A 14,685-nucleotide genomic window follows, 5' to 3' on the forward strand; every position below is an offset into this window, starting at 1 on the left:
GTTTCTCCTGATTCAGACAATCGCTGCACGAGCGGCAGCGAAAGCGTCTGGGGTATTGAGGTTGGAAGTCGAAACGCCTTCGGCGCAACGTTTGTTCAGACCGGCAAGCACTTTGCCAGGGCCGCACTCGACCAGATTGGTCGCACCTTTCGCTGCCAGAGTCTGTACGGACTCGACCCAGCGAACCGGCTTGTAGAGTTGTTCCAGCAGATCACGCTTGAGGGTTTCCAGATCCGCCGGCACCTGAGCGCTGACGTTCTGCACCACAGGGATCTGCGGCGCCTGCCAGTCGATGGCAGCGATGGACTCGGCGAAACGCTCGGCAGCCGGGCGCATCAGCTCGCAGTGCGATGGCACGCTGACCGGCAGCGGCATGGCACGCTTGGCGCCACGGGCCTTGCAGCCTTCGATGGCGCGCTCAACTGCGGCCTTGGCACCGGCGATCACCACCTGGCCCGGGGAGTTGAAGTTCACCGCGCTGACCACTTCGCCTTGCGCAGCTTCGGCACAGGCTGCGAGAACATCGGCGTCTTCGAGACCGAGGATAGCGGCCATGCCGCCCTGCCCGGCCGGAACGGCTTCCTGCATCAGTTGGCCACGGCGCTCGACGAGCTTCACCGCGTCCGCCAGGCTCAGACTGCCCGCAGCGACCAGCGCGCTGTACTCACCCAGGCTGTGACCGGCAACGAATGCCGGGCGCGCGCCACCTTCAGCCAGCCACAGACGCCACAGGGCGATCGAAGCGGTCAGAATGGCCGGTTGGGTTTTATCGGTTTGATTGAGCCGCTCTTCCGGGCCCTGCTGGGTCAGCGCCCACAGGTCGTAGCCCAGAGCATCGGATGCTTCTTTGAAAGTTTCGAGGATCAGCGGATGTTGCGCGCCCAGCTCGGCCAGCATGCCGAGGGACTGCGAACCCTGTCCTGGAAAGACGAATGCGAGGGAAGCAGACATGTAACAAGCCCCTAATGATCTTGTCGTCGGAAAAATGGCATCCCGCTAGAGGGACGCAAGAAACTGACAGTTGGATGGCCCTTTGAACCGGGCGGTCACATTTAAGCATTGTCCGACGAAAACGCCTAAGACAACAAATCCTCCAGACGGCCGTGCAGGCGCTCGGGAAGATTCTCCTGAATCTCGATCAACGCCCTCTGAATGGCGCTCTGAAAACCCTGAACCCCAGCCGAACCGTGACTTTTCACCACAATCCCCTGCAAGCCCAGAAAGCTTGCACCGTTGTGCCGCGCAGGCGCCAGATCAGCCTGCAGACGCTTCATCAATGGCAGCGCCAGGGCACCAACAGCACGGGAAGCCAGATTTTTCTTGAACAAGGCCTCGATGCGCGCAGCGATCATCGTCGCCAGGCCTTCGCTGGACTTGAGCAGAATGTTGCCGACAAAACCGTCGCAAACCACCACATCCGCCTCGCCGCGATACAAGCCGTCGCCTTCGATGAATCCGATGTAATTGATGCCTCGGGCAGCCTGTAGCAACGTCGCAGCCAGCTTGACCTGCTGATTGCCCTTGATGTCTTCGGTGCCGATGTTCAACAGCGCGACACGCGGGCGGGCAATGCCCAAAGTCTGCGCTGCCACAGAACCCATAACAGCAAACTGCAACAGATGCTCGGCGCTGCAATCGACGTTGGCGCCCAGATCGAGCAACTGGCAATAGCCCTTCTGCGTAGGGATCGCCGCGACCATGGCCGGACGATCAATCCCCGGCAGAGTCTTGAGCACAAATCGCGACAGCGCCATCAGCGCACCGGTATTGCCGGCACTGACACAGGCCTGAACCTTGCCATCACGCAGCAATTCGAGGGCGACACGCATCGACGAGTCCGGCTTGCCACGCAGAGCCTGGGCAGGTTTTTCGTCCATGGTGATGACTTCGGACGCCGGAACAATCGTCAGGCGCGCGCGATCGGCAGCCGATTGGCCAGTGATCAATTCTTCAAGAAGGGAGGGTTGACCGACGAGGGTCAGGTGCAGCGAGGGCGTAGCAGAAAGGCAAGCAAGGCTGGCCTGAACAATGCTGCGGGGACCGAAGTCCCCGCCCATTGCGTCAATCGCGATGACTTGAGCGGACAAGTGATTACTCGTCAGCGCCCTTGTCGATCACTTTACGGCCACGGTATACGCCTTCTGGCGATACGTGGTGACGCAGGTGAACTTCACCAGTGGTTTTTTCTACAGACAGGGTGCTAGCCTCGAGAGCGTCGTGCGAACGGCGCATGTCACGGGCAGAGCGGGATTTTTTGTTCTGCTGAACAGCCATAATTGATTAACTCCTAAACGTTTGGGTCACGCTTTAACTGCGCCAATACACTGAACGGGTTGGACCGCGTTACCTCGTCCTCGCTCGGTTCGGGCTCATCTGCTCCCGCCGGCTGCTGGCATTCTTCCGGATGATGAGCAGGCACAATGGGCAAGGCGAGCAGAAGCTCCTCCTCGATCAGTGACTGCAGATCCAATGGATCTTCGCCCAGTTCCAGCACGTCATAACCTTTCGGTAACGACTGGGTATTCGCACCCTCCTTCACCACAGCGTAACTGCATTCGCTGTGGATCGGCAGGGTGACCAGCTCAAGACAACGCTGGCAAACCATTTTGACTTCGGTGTCGATAAAACTGTGGATCACCACAGATTTACGTTCATCTCGTTCAAAAACGAATTTAGCCTGCACCGTACCGACATCGTCGGAAAGCGGGTCGCAGAGTCTCTTCAAATCGGCCAGCAGCAGTTCACCTTGAAGGGTGGTGCCACGGTCAGCCAATTTGCGCGGGTCAACGTGAGGTGGAATCGGGTCATTCAACATAGGCGCAGCATTATAGGGATGCACCCGCCCATGTCAAAGGAAATTGCGCCCTGTCCGTCACTTACGCGGCTCCGCTAGAATCTGCCACCTGCCTCTGGAGATGCGAATGCTGCCTTTATTACTCGCTTCAAGCTCGACCTATCGTCGGGAATTGCTCAGCCGCCTGCGCTTGCCGTTCGTCTGCAGCTCACCGGATATCGATGAAAGCCATCGTCCGGACGAGTCGGCAATCGACCTGGTCAAACGACTCGCCGAACAGAAAGCCCGCGCTCTGGCCGACAGCCACCCCGCTCATCTGATCATCGGCTCCGACCAGGTTGCCGTACTCGGCGAACGCATCATCGGCAAACCACACACCTTTGAAAACGCCCGCGAACAACTGATGGCCGCCAGCGGCGCCAGCGTGACCTTCCTCACCGGCCTGGCCCTGCTCAACAGCCAGACAGGCCACTGCCAGGTCGACTGCGTGCCTTTCACCGTGCACATGCGCGCACTGGACCAGGCCCGCGTCGAGCGCTACCTGCACGCAGAGCAGCCCTACGACTGTGCCGGCAGCTTCAAGGCCGAAGGACTGGGCGTGAGCCTGTTCCAGTCCACCGAAGGCCCCGACGCCACCAGCCTGATTGGCCTGCCGCTGATTCGTCTGATCGACATGCTGCTGGCGGAAGGCGTACAGGTTCCCTGATCAACAAAAAACCGGCCACGAAGGCCGGTTTTTTTATACATCAAGCGATCAACGCAACGATGGCCCTTGGAAACCCATCCACATTGCCAACTGCTCGGCCACACTGGCGCCCAGCTTTTTCGAGAAGCGATCGAACGGCGATTCCTGAACGGTGAAGTCCACCAGTTCCTTTTCGCCAATCACGTCACGCGCCACCGAACTGGCATTGCCCAGGCCATCGATCAACCCCAGTGGCAGCGCCTGCTCGCCAGACCAGACCAGCCCGGAGAACAACTCCGGATGCTCCTTGTCCTTCAGGCGATCACCACGCCCCTGCTTCACGCTATTGATGAACTGCTTGTGCGTGGTATCCAGCACACTCTGCCAGAACGCCGTCTCTTCAGGCTTCTGCGGCTGGAACGGGTCGAGGAACGACTTATGCTCGCCAGAGGTGTAGGTGCGACGCTCGACGCCAAGCTTCTCCATAGTGCCAACGAAGCCGTAACCGGCCGCTGTCACACCGATAGAGCCCACCAGGCTCGCCTTGTCGGCGTAGATCTGATCCGCGGCGCTGGCGATGTAATAGGCACCGGAAGCACCGAGGTCGGAAATCACCGCATACAACTTGGTATCCGGATGCAGACCACGCAGGCGCTTGATCTCGTCATACACGTAACCCGACTGCACCGGACTGCCGCCAGGGCTGTTGATGCGCAGGATCACGCCCTTGACCTTTTTGTCCTCGAACGCCGCCCGCAGACTGCCGACGATGTTGTCGGCACTGGCCGGCTCTTTGTCGGCAATCATGCCGGTGACGTCGATCAGCGCGGTGTAGTTCGGGCCACGAGTGGCGCTTTTTTCCATGTCCATCAACGGCGTGAACAGGATCAGCGCAACAAATAGATAAACAAACGTCAGCAGCTTGAAGAAGATCCCCCAACGCCTGGAACGACGCTGCTCTTGCACACCGGCCAGCAGAGTCTTTTCCAGCAGCTTCCAGCTTTTCGCGTCACCGTCGTCGGCAGTTGCCTTGGCCGGTGCTTTCCATTCGTCGGTCATGCCATCCACCCCAGCAAAAACGTATTAAGCCTGCTGCGCGAGCCAGGCATGCAATTCACAAAATCGGTCGATCGACAGACGCGGCTCGAACTGCTGCAGCGACTCGATCGATTGCGCGCCATAACTGACTGCCACCGAATCCATCCCCGCATTGCGCGCCATCAGCAGATCGAAAGACGAATCGCCGACCATCAGCGCTTGTTCGGCACGCACACCGCAGTGAGCAAGGATCTGCTCCAGCATCAGAGGGTGCGGCTTGCTCGCCGTTTCATCGGCAGCGCGGGTGATATCGAAATAATCTTCCCAGCCATTGGCCTTGAGCACCCGATCCAGCCCGCGACGATTCTTGCCGGTCGCGACCGCCAGGTGATAGCCCTGCTCGCGAAAGGACGCCATCGACTCGACGACACCTTCGAACAACGGCGAAGGCACGGCTTCTGCAGCGATGTAGTGATCCGCGTAATACTCGCGAAACAAGGTCATTTCGGCATCGCTGATGTGCGGATACAAGGTGCGGATCGCCTCGGGCAAGCCCAGACCGATGATGCCTTTGACGGCAAAATCATCACGCAACTCGAAACCTGAACGCGCGGATGCCGAGTGCATTGCCTCGACAATCCGATGAATGGAATCGGCCAGGGTGCCGTCCCAATCGAAAATCAGCAGCTTGTAATCAGATGGGCGCACTCAATCGCTCCACAGTCTTGGCCCACATTTCATCGACCGGCGCCTGCAACTTGAGTTCACCGCCATCAGGCAGCGGCACGGTCAGCATGTAGGCGTGCAGGAACAGGCGCTTGCCGCCCAGATCACGGATTTCCTTGCTGAAACCGTCATCGCCGTATTTGGTGTCACCGGCAATGCAGTGCCCGGCGTGCAACGTGTGGACGCGGATCTGGTGCGTACGACCGGTGATCGGCTTGGCTTCGATCAGCGTGGCAAAATCGCCGAAGCGACGCAGGACCTTGAACACGGTCACAGACTCCTTGCCCTCCTCCTCGTCGACCTCGACCATGCGCTCACCGGAGCGCAGATTGCTCTTGCCGAGCGCCGCACGGACTTGCTTGATCGAGGTCGCCCAGTTGCCGCGAACCAGTGCCATGTAGCGCTTGTCGACACCGTCACCGCGCAACGCGGCATGCAAGTGACGCAACATGCTGCGTTTCTTGGCAATCATCAGCAGGCCGGATGTATCACGATCGAGACGGTGAACCAGCTCGAGCTCCTTGGCATCCGGGCGCAACTGACGAAAGGCTTCGATAACGCCGTAATTCAAGCCGCTGCCACCGTGAACCGCAATGCCCGCGGGCTTGTTGATCACGATCAGGGCTTTGTCTTCGTAGACAATCGAGGCTTCCAGGCGCTGCAACAGGCCTTGGGCCAAAGGTACCGGTTCGTCACGCTCAGGCACGCGAACCGGCGGCACGCGCACGATATCACCGGCCTGCAGCTTGTATTCGGGCTTGATCCGACCTTTGTTAACTCGCACTTCGCCTTTGCGCAAAATGCGGTAAATCAAGGTCTTGGGCACGCCTTTGAGCCGGGCGAGGAGGAAATTGTCGATTCGTTGGCCGGCATATTCCGGCGAGACCTCAAGCAATTGAACGCCTGGAGTCGAAGGGGCAGTAGTCGTCATGGCGCGGATGATAACAATTTTTATGGAATTGAAGCACTTAATCATTGCTGCTATAGTCGCGAACGCCGCCAAAAGCGGCCTGGACAGCGGAACCACGGTCAAAAACCGGCCCTGACCAACGCAATTCACCAGGACGCGAGGCCGTCCTACGGGGCTTTCGCTACGTAACGGTGGAGTTTGCAGCTGTAACAAGCGCAGGTGACATGAGGCCTGAATCACGCCGCAAAGCAGAGTTTTGACTCGCCACGCGAGCCATATTCACGGCCAGTTCACAAAGTGCAGTCAGCCGCGGATGACCCCGAGCGAAAGCGCCGGAAACACCGCCTGAATTAGCCATGATGCGTGACCTCCCCTTTCGGAGCTCACGGTAAATGCCAACCCGCTGCGGATTCTGCGCGCGGCAGCACCCGAATTATCAGGGATACGTGTAGGGTGGAGATGCACAACCGCTGGACTGTGTAGCAACAGGCTTTATCAAGACGCTTCATCTCGTCCACAGCCGCGGTTGATTCCTCCTCCTGACTGAGTGCTTAAGTAGCCACAGCAAGCAGGACGCGTACGTCGCGATAACGGCCCAATTGGCCGGACATCGCTGGACACGGGAATGGCCAACCACTCCCGACGCACCTGACACCGACCGTGAGAAGTCGTGTGTGCCGAACGCCGTTTCCGGCAGCCCGGAAACCGACGGTACTACATGAAAAGAATGCTGATTAACGCAACTCAACCCGAAGAGTTGCGTGTTGCACTGGTAGATGGCCAGCGCCTCTACGACCTGGACATCGAATCCGGTGCACGCGAGCAGAAAAAGGCCAACATCTATAAAGGCCGTATCACTCGCATCGAACCAAGCCTTGAGGCTGCCTTTGTCGATTTCGGCTCCGAGCGCCACGGCTTCCTGCCCCTCAAAGAAATCTCCCGCGAATACTTCAAGAAAGCCCCCGAAGGCCGCGTCAACATCAAGGACGTCCTGAGCGAAGGCCAGGAAGTCATCGTTCAGGTCGAAAAAGAAGAACGTGGCAACAAGGGCGCAGCCCTGACCACCTTCATCAGCCTGGCCGGTCGTTACCTCGTTCTGATGCCGAACAACCCGCGTGCCGGCGGCATCTCCCGTCGCATCGAAGGCGAAGAGCGCAACGAACTGCGTGAAGCGCTGAACGGCCTGGTCGCTCCAGCCGACATGGGTCTGATCGTGCGCACTGCAGGCCTGGGCCGCAGCAGCGAAGAAATGCAGTGGGACCTCGATTACCTGCTGCAACTCTGGACCGCTATCAAGGAAGCGTCGCTGGATCGTTCCGCGCCGTTCCTGATCTACCAGGAAAGCAACGTCATCATCCGCGCCATCCGCGATTACCTGCGCCAGGACATCGGCGAAGTGCTGATCGACAGCGTTGAAGCCCAGGACGAAGCCCTGACCTTCATCCGCCAGGTGATGCCGCAGTACGCCAGCAAGATCAAGCTGTACGAAGACAGCGTTCCGCTGTTCAACCGTTTCCAGATCGAAAGCCAGATCGAGACCGCTTTCCAGCGCGTCGTCGAACTGCCTTCCGGCGGCTCCATCGTCATCGATCCGACCGAAGCCCTGGTGTCCATCGACATCAACTCGGCGCGCGCCACCAAAGGCAGCGACATCGAAGAAACCGCCCTGCAGACCAACCTTGAAGCGGCTGAAGAAATCGCCCGTCAGTTGCGCCTGCGCGACATCGGCGGCCTGATCGTCATCGACTTCATCGACATGACCCCTGCCAAGAACCAGCGCGCCGTGGAAGAGAAAGTCCGCGAATGCCTGGAAGCCGACCGCGCTCGCGTGCAGATCGGCCGCATCTCGCGCTTCGGCCTGCTGGAAATGTCCCGTCAGCGCCTGCGTCCTTCGCTCGGCGAAAGCAGCGGCATCGTCTGCCCGCGCTGCAGCGGCACCGGCATCATCCGTGACGTCGAATCGCTGTCTCTGGCGATCCTGCGCCTGATCGAAGAAGAAGCCCTGAAAGACCGCACCGCCGAAGTTCGCGCTCAAGTGCCGATCCCGGTGGCCGCGTTCCTGCTCAACGAAAAACGCAACTCGATCACCAAGATCGAACTGCGCACCCGCGCCCGCATCGTCATCCTGCCGAACGATCACCTCGAAACCCCGCATTTCGAAGTTCAGCGTCTGCGTGACGACAGCCCGGAAGCCGCGACCAATCAGTCCAGCTACGAAATCGCTGCCGCTGCCGCCGACGTCGAAGACGTTCAGCCAGCCGCCGCGACCCGCACCCTGGTTCGCCAGGAAGCTGCGGTCAAGACTGCTCCGGCCCGCGCCAACGCTCCGGTTCCGACCGAAGTCGCCGCTCCGGCTCCAGCCCCTGCTCCGGTTGCCGCACCAGAGCCAAGCCTGTTCAAAGGCCTGGTGAAATCGCTGGTCAGCCTGTTCGCTACCAAAGAAGAGCCAGTTGCTCCGGTCGTGGTTGAAAAACCTGCCGCCGAGCGTCCGGCCCGCAATGAAGAACGTCGCAACGGTCGTCAGCAGAGCCGCAACCGTAACGGTCGCCGCGATGAAGAACGCAAGCCGCGCGAAGAACGCGCCCCACGTGAAGAGCGCGCACCGCGCGAGCCGCGTGAAGAGCGTCAGCCTCGTGAAGCCCGTGAAGTCCGCGAGCCACGCGAGTCCCGTGACGAAGCACCGGTAGCCCGCGAAGAACGCGCACCACGCGCCCCTCGTGAAGAACGTGCACCACGTGCTCCGCGCGAAGATCGCAAGCCGCGTGGCGAGCGCGAAGAGCGCGTACGTGAACTGCGTGAACCTCTGGATGCCGCACCAGCCGCTGCTGCTGCCGCTGTTGCTGTAGCCGCCACTGAAGAGCGTCCAGCTCGTCAGCCGCGTGAAGAGCGTGCACCACGTCCACCGCGTGAAGAGCGTCAACCGCGTGCCGAACAAGCCGCTGCTGCCGTGGCTGAAGAAGAAGTGAACACCAACGAAGAGCAACTGCCGGAAGACGGTTCGGAGAACGCCGAAGGCGATCGTCCACGCCGCCGCTCCCGTGGTCAGCGTCGTCGCAGCAACCGTCGCGAGCGTCAGCGTGATGCCAACGGCAACGTGATCGAAGGTTCGGAAGAATCCGAAACCGGCGAAAACGCCGAAGCGCCAACCACTGCCGATCTGGCTGCTGGCCTGGCGGTGACTGCCGCTGTTGCCAGCACCGTGATCAGCGCTCCGGCCGAAGCTCAGGCCCACGAGCAAGCTGAACGCGCTACCGCCGCCACTCTGGAAACCGCTCCAGTAGAAGCGCCGGTTGTTGAAGCAACCACTCCAGTAGAAGTGGCTGCAGCTCCGGAAGTCGAAGTGGCTCCGGTTCGCGAAGCGCAGCCGCAGGTTGAAGTCGCTGCCGAACCTGCCGTGGCCTTCGAAGCACCGGTCGTTGCTGAAGCATCGGTTGTCGAAACCGTCGCTGAAACCGTGACCGAAACCGTGCGTGAAGTTCGCGAAGAACAGACCGCTTTCAACTGGGTGGCCGAGCCGGCTGTCGCTGAAACACCAGCGCCAGTGGTTGAAGCACCTGTCGTGGAAGAAGCCAAGGCTGCCGAGCCAGTGGTGGTTGCTGAACCGGCACCTGTCGTTGAAGCGCCGGTCGTAGAAGCGCCAGTCGTAGCCGAAGCACCAGCCCCGGTGGTTGAAGCTGCTCCGGTCAGCGCCCTGACGCCAAGTGGCCGCGCGCCGAACGACCCACGTGAAGTGCGTCGCCGCAAGCGTGAAGAAGAGCGTCTGCAGAAGGAAGCCGAACTGGCTGCCGCTGCTGCTCCAGTCGCTGCCGAGCCAGTGGTTGCCGAAGTGGTCGAGGCAGCCCCTGCCCCGGTTGCTGAAGAAGCTGCCGTTGAAGCAGTGATTGCCGAAGCCCCACGCTCCGTTCAGGACGCGGTCGAGCATCACGAACAGGCCCAGGAAAAAGAACACGAGCCTAAACCTCTCGTCTGATTCCGACCGCCAATGAAAAGCCCCGCCTGGTCATCCAGGCGGGGCTTTTTTATGCCTCGCGGTTTGTATCAGGCCGGCGGAAAAACCAACGCCTGGGGCACATCGATATCCCACAGGACGCCAGGATCATCCACGACGACCTCAACCACCCGCCCTTGCTTGAACAAAGGTCTGGCCCCTCGATCACCGGACAACGCCATCAACCCGACCCCAAATGTTCGACCAAATCCAACCGGATGCCCGTATTCACCGTTGTGCACCGGCACACTGACCGCATCGTCGGCAATCGCCGCCACCACACGTTCAATGCTCGACGGCAGGATGAACGGCATGTCGCCCAACACGATCAGCCAGCCATCCAGATCCGGACAAGCCGCGACACCCGCCGCAATGCTGTCACCCATCCCCGTGGACTCGATTGAGACAACATCACACCCATAAGCCTGCGCCATGCGCATCGCCTGCGGCCGTGCCTCGGTCGTCACCAGTACTCGCTTGTCGAGACTCGTCGGCAGGTTCACCAGCGATTGTTCGATCACTGAACGCACAGCCCCGTCGCGCCCCGTGCAATCGGCCAACAACTTGTCCTTGTCGGCCCCGGCCACCTCGCGAAAGCGGCTGCCCTCGCCCGCCGCCAGCACAATCACTCCGATGGATCGACTCATGCGTGCTCTGCCTTCTTCTGCTTCAACTCGACACCATTCTTGACCGCGACGATTTCCGCCAGCAATGACAACGCGATTTCCGCCGGGGAATGACTGCCGATCGGCAGACCGATCGGCCCGTGCAATCGAGCAATGGCCGCTTGTGACAAGCCTAGCTCAGCCAGGTATTCCCGGCGCTTGAGGCTGTTGACGCGCGAGCCCAGGGCACCGACGTAAAACGCCTTGGAATCCAGCGCCGTCAGCAACGCCATGTCGTCCAGACGCGGATCGTGAGTCAGGGCAACGATGGCGGTGCGTTCGTCGGTTTGAATGCTCAGCACTGCCTCATCCGGCATGCCGGGGACAAAGCGGCCATGCTGCTCTTCCCAGTCATACACGAATTCGGTGCGGGGATCGCAGATCAGTACTTCGAAATCCAGCAGCCGCGCCATCTCGGCCACATAACGCGACAACTGACCGGCACCGATCAGCAGCAGACGCCAGCGCGGGCCGTAGATGGCGCGCAAGGTCTTGCCGTCGAAAACCAATGCATCCGTTTTACTCGCCGGCGAAAGAATCACCTCACCGCTTTCGAGGTTCAGTTCGCGAGCAACGATTTCGTGAGCCTCACAACGGGCCAGCAACTCGGCGACCCACGCCGGATCGCCGACCCGCTCCTCGGTCAGGCGCAAGGTGCCACCGCAAGGCAGGCCGAACCGCGCCGCCTCCTCCCGGGTCACGCCGTAGGTGATCAACTGCACCGGCGGCCCGTCGGCGGGAATCCGCCCGTCATGCAAGCGGGCGATCAGATCATCTTCGACACAGCCGCCGGACACCGAGCCAATCACCACGCCATCCTCGCGCAACGCCAGCATCGCGCCGGGCGCCCGGGGCGCAGTGCCCCAGGTCTGCACCACCGAAAACAACACCACCCGCTGCCCGGCGCGGCGCCATTCCAGAACGCTGCGCAGGACATTGAGATCGGCGCTGTCCATCACGCTTGCGCCTTTTGCCAGCCCTGCAACTGGTAACGCACCGGCAGGTTACGGATGCGCTGGCCGGTCGCGGCGAAGATCGCATTGCACAACGCCGGCGCAATCGGCGGCACACCCGGCTCACCGACACCGCCCAATGGCACTTCGCCCGGTGGCGTCACCAGATGCACCGCGACTTCCTTCGGTGCCAGCGACATGCGCGCCACTTCATACATATGGAAGTTGTCCTGTTGCACCTTGCCGTCCTTGAAGCTGATTTCACCCCACACGGCATTGCCCAGGCCCATCACACACGCGCCTTCGAACTGCGATCGGATCCGCTCCGGGTTGATCTGCGGCCCGCAATCCACGGCGATATCGGCCTTGTGTACGATCAGCGTGCCGTCGTCCTTGACCTCGACTTCGATCACCGCCGCCACATAAGTCACGAAGCTGTAATGCACTGCCAGGCCGAGGCCTCGGCCCTTGGGCAATTTACGGCCCCAACCGGCGGCCTTGGCCGCGGTTTCCAGCACGCTGCGCATGCGCCCGGTGTCGATCGGATAACGCTCGGGGGATTCGCCGTAGTTCCATTCTTCACTGAGCGTGCGCGGGTCGATCTGCCGATCCGGGCCGAGCAATTTGATCTGGTACTTGAGCGGGTCTTCCTTGGCCTTGTGCGCCAGTTCGTCGACAAAGCTCTGGATCGCGAAACCATGGGGAATGTTCGACACCGAGCGATACCAGCCCACTCGCGTGTGCACCGTGGCTTCGGGGTTTTCCAGACGTACGTTGGGAATCGCATAAGCCATGTTGGTGAAACCCATACCCAGCTCAAACGCGGCTTCGTGATTCATGCCCGGCGCGAACAGCGCGGTGATGCTCGGGGCCACCGTGCGATGCAGCCAGGCGGACGGCAATCCATCCTTGCCCACGCCGGCCTTGAGGTACTCGGCCGACACGGTGTGGAAATACGAATTGTGGATGTCGTCTTCCCGAGTCCACTGCACGCGCACAGCCTTGCCGGGGAATTCCTTGGCGAGGATCGCGGCTTCGACAACGAAGTCCGGTTTGGACTTGCGACCAAAACCACCGCCGAGCAGTGTCACGTTGAAGGTCACGTTATCGAACGGCAGGCCAAGGCGTTCGGCGATCCGCTCACGGGTGACCTGCGGTGCCTGACTCGGCGCCCAGGCCTCGCACACGCCTTCTTTATAGCGAGCGATGGCCACCATCGGCTCCATCGGCGCCTGTGCCAAATGCGGCAAGTAGTAAGAAGCTTCAAGGGTGCTGGCAGCGCTGCCAATGGCCTTTTCGATGTCGCCGGTATTGCGCACGACCTTGCCCGGTTTCAGCGAAGCGGCTTCGATCTCCTTGCGATAGGCAACCGAGTCATAACTGGCATTCGGCCCATCGTCCCATTCGATCTTCAGCGCCTCGCGCCCTTTGAGCGCCGCCCAAGTGTTGCTGGCCACGACGGCCACGCCACCCAATGGCTGGAACTCTGAAGGCAGCGGCCGGGGCTCGATCTGAATGACTTTCAGCACGCCCGGTACTTTCAGCGCGGCGCTGTCATCCACCGATTTGACTTTGCCGCCGTACACCGCAGGTCGAGCAATCACGGCGTACAGCATGCCGTCGAAATGCACGTCAGCCCCGTACACGGCGCGACCATTGACGATGTCATCGCCATCGATGGCCTTGGTGCCTTCCTTGCCGATGTAGCGGAATTCCGACGGCTGCTTGAGCCGCAGGCTGTCACGTCCCGGAACCGGCAACGCACTGGCCGCTGCAGCCAGTTCGCCATATCCCAGCTCACGCCCGGACGGCGTGTGTATGACTTTGTGCAGTTGCGCGCGGCACTCGCCGACCGGCACCTTCCACTGTGCGGCGGCTGCCTGCTCCAGCATGGTCCGGGCAGCGGCGCCGCAACGACGCATCGGTTCGTACCAGTGACGCATGCTGCGCGAGCCGTCGGTGTCCTGATTGCCGAAACGCACTTCATCGCCCGGCGCCTGCTGAACCTTGACGTGCGCCCAGTCGGCTTCCAGTTCATCGGCGACCACCATGGTCAGGCTCGTGCGCACGCCCTGGCCCATTTCCGAGCGGTTGCAGACCACGGTCACCGTGCCGTCGGCGGCAATGCTGACGTAGACCTTCGGATCGTCGATCCAGCCATTGGGCATGCCATCGGCACCGAATTTCTTCGGTTTGTCTTCGGCCAGCGCATCCTGCCAGCCCCAACTCGCGGCCAGCACCAGTGCACCCGTGGCACCGACACCCTTGAGGAAGCCCCGGCGACTCAGGTTGCTCAGGGCGAAATCGTTCGGCAAGCGGCTCATGCCTTGACCTCCTTCAAGTGAGTGGAAGCCTGACGGATGGCGGTCTTGATCCGGTTGTAGGTGCCGCAGCGGCAAATGTTGCCGACCATCGCCTCTTCGATCTGCTCGTCGCTCGGGTTCGGGTTGGTCTTGAGCAACGCGGTGGCGGACATGATCTGCCCGCCCTGACAGAAACCACACTGGGCCACGGCGGTGTCGAGCCAGGCTTGCTGGACGATCTGGCCAATCGGATCGGCGTGCAGGTTGTCGATGGTCGTTACATTCTGCCCGGCCACCGAACCGATCGGCGTGATGCAACTGCGCGCCGGCGAGCCGTCGATATGAATGGTGCAGGCGCCGCACAGGCCCATGCCGCAGCCGAACTTGGTGCCGTTGTAACCGGCGACGTCACGGATCGCCCACAGCAGGGGCATGTCCTCGGTGACATCGAGTGGATGGTCTTGGCCATTGAGTTTCAGGGTAATCATGGGCACGCCCGCATATTCGTGGAGGTTATGGGGTCGAGCAATCTGCCGCCGGAAAATCAGCGGTGGGTTCACGCAGATCGACTCAGGCTAATGAGGCTCTCTTGTGCCGACAGGAACGTCTGCACCGGGCCTTTG

13 protein-coding genes are annotated in these 14,685 nt (G+C 61.0%); 2 read left to right on the forward strand and 11 right to left on the reverse strand.

What is annotated here, in order from left to right:
• Positions 1-12: 12 nt before the first annotated feature.
• The 4 genes from fabD to AC07VV_RS27040 form a co-directional block, all read right to left on the reverse strand.
• Positions 13-951: an ACP S-malonyltransferase gene (gene fabD / locus AC07VV_RS27025; RefSeq protein ID WP_495037989.1), complete on the reverse strand. Its 939-nt coding sequence runs from the start codon at positions 949-951 to the stop codon at positions 13-15.
• Between the two features lie 125 nt (positions 952-1,076).
• Complete coding sequence (plsX, locus tag AC07VV_RS27030) at positions 1,077-2,087, reverse strand: phosphate acyltransferase PlsX (RefSeq protein ID WP_074688106.1); 1,011 nt, start codon at positions 2,085-2,087, stop codon at positions 1,077-1,079.
• A gap of 4 nt (positions 2,088-2,091) precedes the next feature.
• Positions 2,092-2,274 carry a 50S ribosomal protein L32 gene (gene rpmF / locus AC07VV_RS27035; RefSeq protein ID WP_003179396.1) on the reverse strand — a complete coding sequence of 61 codons (183 nt, stop codon included), beginning with the start codon at positions 2,272-2,274 and terminating at the stop codon, positions 2,092-2,094.
• A 13-nt stretch (positions 2,275-2,287) separates the two neighbouring features.
• Positions 2,288-2,815, reverse strand: coding sequence for a YceD family protein (locus AC07VV_RS27040; protein ID WP_003204262.1), 528 nt, complete (start codon positions 2,813-2,815; stop codon positions 2,288-2,290).
• Positions 2,816-2,921: 106 nt separating this feature from the next.
• Between AC07VV_RS27040 and AC07VV_RS27045 the strand changes: the two genes are divergently transcribed.
• Positions 2,922-3,500 carry a Maf family protein gene (locus AC07VV_RS27045; RefSeq protein WP_495037990.1) on the forward strand — a complete coding sequence of 193 codons (579 nt, stop codon included), beginning with the start codon at positions 2,922-2,924 and terminating at the stop codon, positions 3,498-3,500.
• A 48-nt stretch (positions 3,501-3,548) separates the two neighbouring features.
• On the opposite strand, the gene sppA is transcribed toward AC07VV_RS27045, so the two are convergent.
• Genes sppA through rluC form a run of 3 tightly spaced genes read right to left on the reverse strand, consistent with a single transcriptional unit; the run spans position 3,549 to position 6,174 of the window.
• Positions 3,549-4,538: a signal peptide peptidase SppA gene (gene sppA / locus AC07VV_RS27050; protein WP_495037991.1), complete on the reverse strand. Its 990-nt coding sequence runs from the start codon at positions 4,536-4,538 to the stop codon at positions 3,549-3,551.
• 24 nt (positions 4,539-4,562) lie between these two features.
• The gene (locus AC07VV_RS27055) at positions 4,563-5,225 is read right to left on the reverse strand and encodes an HAD-IA family hydrolase (protein ID WP_495037992.1); all 663 of its coding nucleotides are present in this window, start codon (positions 5,223-5,225) and stop codon (positions 4,563-4,565) included.
• Positions 5,212-6,174, reverse strand: coding sequence for a 23S rRNA pseudouridine(955/2504/2580) synthase RluC (rluC, locus tag AC07VV_RS27060; RefSeq protein WP_007950779.1), 963 nt, complete (start codon positions 6,172-6,174; stop codon positions 5,212-5,214). Before rluC ends, AC07VV_RS27055 begins: the two co-directional genes overlap by 14 nt.
• A 697-nt stretch (positions 6,175-6,871) precedes the next feature.
• Here rluC and rne point away from each other — a divergent pair.
• A complete protein-coding gene (gene rne / locus AC07VV_RS27065; protein WP_495037993.1) occupies positions 6,872-10,123 on the forward strand; it encodes a ribonuclease E in 3,252 nt (1,083 codons plus the stop codon).
• Between the two features lie 68 nt (positions 10,124-10,191).
• On the opposite strand, the gene AC07VV_RS27070 is transcribed toward rne, so the two are convergent.
• The 4 genes from AC07VV_RS27070 to AC07VV_RS27085 are packed head-to-tail and all read right to left on the reverse strand — an operon-like array spanning position 10,192 to position 14,550.
• The gene (locus AC07VV_RS27070) at positions 10,192-10,788 is read right to left on the reverse strand and encodes a nucleotidyltransferase family protein (protein WP_495037994.1); all 597 of its coding nucleotides are present in this window, start codon (positions 10,786-10,788) and stop codon (positions 10,192-10,194) included.
• Positions 10,785-11,762 (reverse strand): XdhC family protein, encoded by a 978-nt coding sequence (locus tag AC07VV_RS27075; RefSeq protein WP_495037995.1) that lies wholly within the window; start codon positions 11,760-11,762, stop codon positions 10,785-10,787. The genes AC07VV_RS27070 and AC07VV_RS27075 overlap by 4 nt, the downstream gene beginning before the upstream one ends.
• Positions 11,762-14,083, reverse strand: a complete 2,322-nt coding sequence (locus AC07VV_RS27080; protein WP_495037996.1) for a xanthine dehydrogenase family protein molybdopterin-binding subunit — start codon at positions 14,081-14,083, stop codon at positions 11,762-11,764. The genes AC07VV_RS27075 and AC07VV_RS27080 overlap by 1 nt, the downstream gene beginning before the upstream one ends.
• A complete protein-coding gene (locus tag AC07VV_RS27085) occupies positions 14,080-14,550 on the reverse strand; it encodes a (2Fe-2S)-binding protein (protein ID WP_495037997.1) in 471 nt (156 codons plus the stop codon). Before AC07VV_RS27085 ends, AC07VV_RS27080 begins: the two co-directional genes overlap by 4 nt.
• Between the last annotated feature and the right edge of the window lie 135 nt (positions 14,551-14,685).

The sequence above is a fragment of the Pseudomonas sp. GW821-FHT02C04 genome (genome assembly GCF_059421845.1).

Excerpts from the sequence above, each read along its gene's own strand:
- AC07VV_RS27070 (WP_495037994.1), bottom strand. The coding sequence starts at position 10,788 with ATGAGTCGATCCATCGGAGTGATTGTGCTGGCGGCGGGCGAGGGCAGC.
- AC07VV_RS27045 (WP_495037990.1), top strand. The coding sequence starts at position 2,922 with ATGCTGCCTTTATTACTCGCTTCAAGCTCGACCTATCGTCGGGAATTG.
- AC07VV_RS27075 (WP_495037995.1), bottom strand. The coding sequence starts at position 11,762 with ATGGACAGCGCCGATCTCAATGTCCTGCGCAGCGTTCTGGAATGGCGC.
- rpmF (WP_003179396.1), bottom strand. The coding sequence starts at position 2,274 with ATGGCTGTTCAGCAGAACAAAAAATCCCGCTCTGCCCGTGACATGCGC.
- AC07VV_RS27080 (WP_495037996.1), bottom strand. The coding sequence starts at position 14,083 with ATGAGCCGCTTGCCGAACGATTTCGCCCTGAGCAACCTGAGTCGCCGG.
- AC07VV_RS27040 (WP_003204262.1), bottom strand. The coding sequence starts at position 2,815 with ATGTTGAATGACCCGATTCCACCTCACGTTGACCCGCGCAAATTGGCT.
- rluC (WP_007950779.1), bottom strand. The coding sequence starts at position 6,174 with ATGACGACTACTGCCCCTTCGACTCCAGGCGTTCAATTGCTTGAGGTC.
- fabD (WP_495037989.1), bottom strand. The coding sequence starts at position 951 with ATGTCTGCTTCCCTCGCATTCGTCTTTCCAGGACAGGGTTCGCAGTCC.
- rne (WP_495037993.1), top strand. The coding sequence starts at position 6,872 with ATGAAAAGAATGCTGATTAACGCAACTCAACCCGAAGAGTTGCGTGTT.
- AC07VV_RS27085 (WP_495037997.1), bottom strand. The coding sequence starts at position 14,550 with ATGATTACCCTGAAACTCAATGGCCAAGACCATCCACTCGATGTCACC.
- sppA (WP_495037991.1), bottom strand. The coding sequence starts at position 4,538 with ATGACCGACGAATGGAAAGCACCGGCCAAGGCAACTGCCGACGACGGT.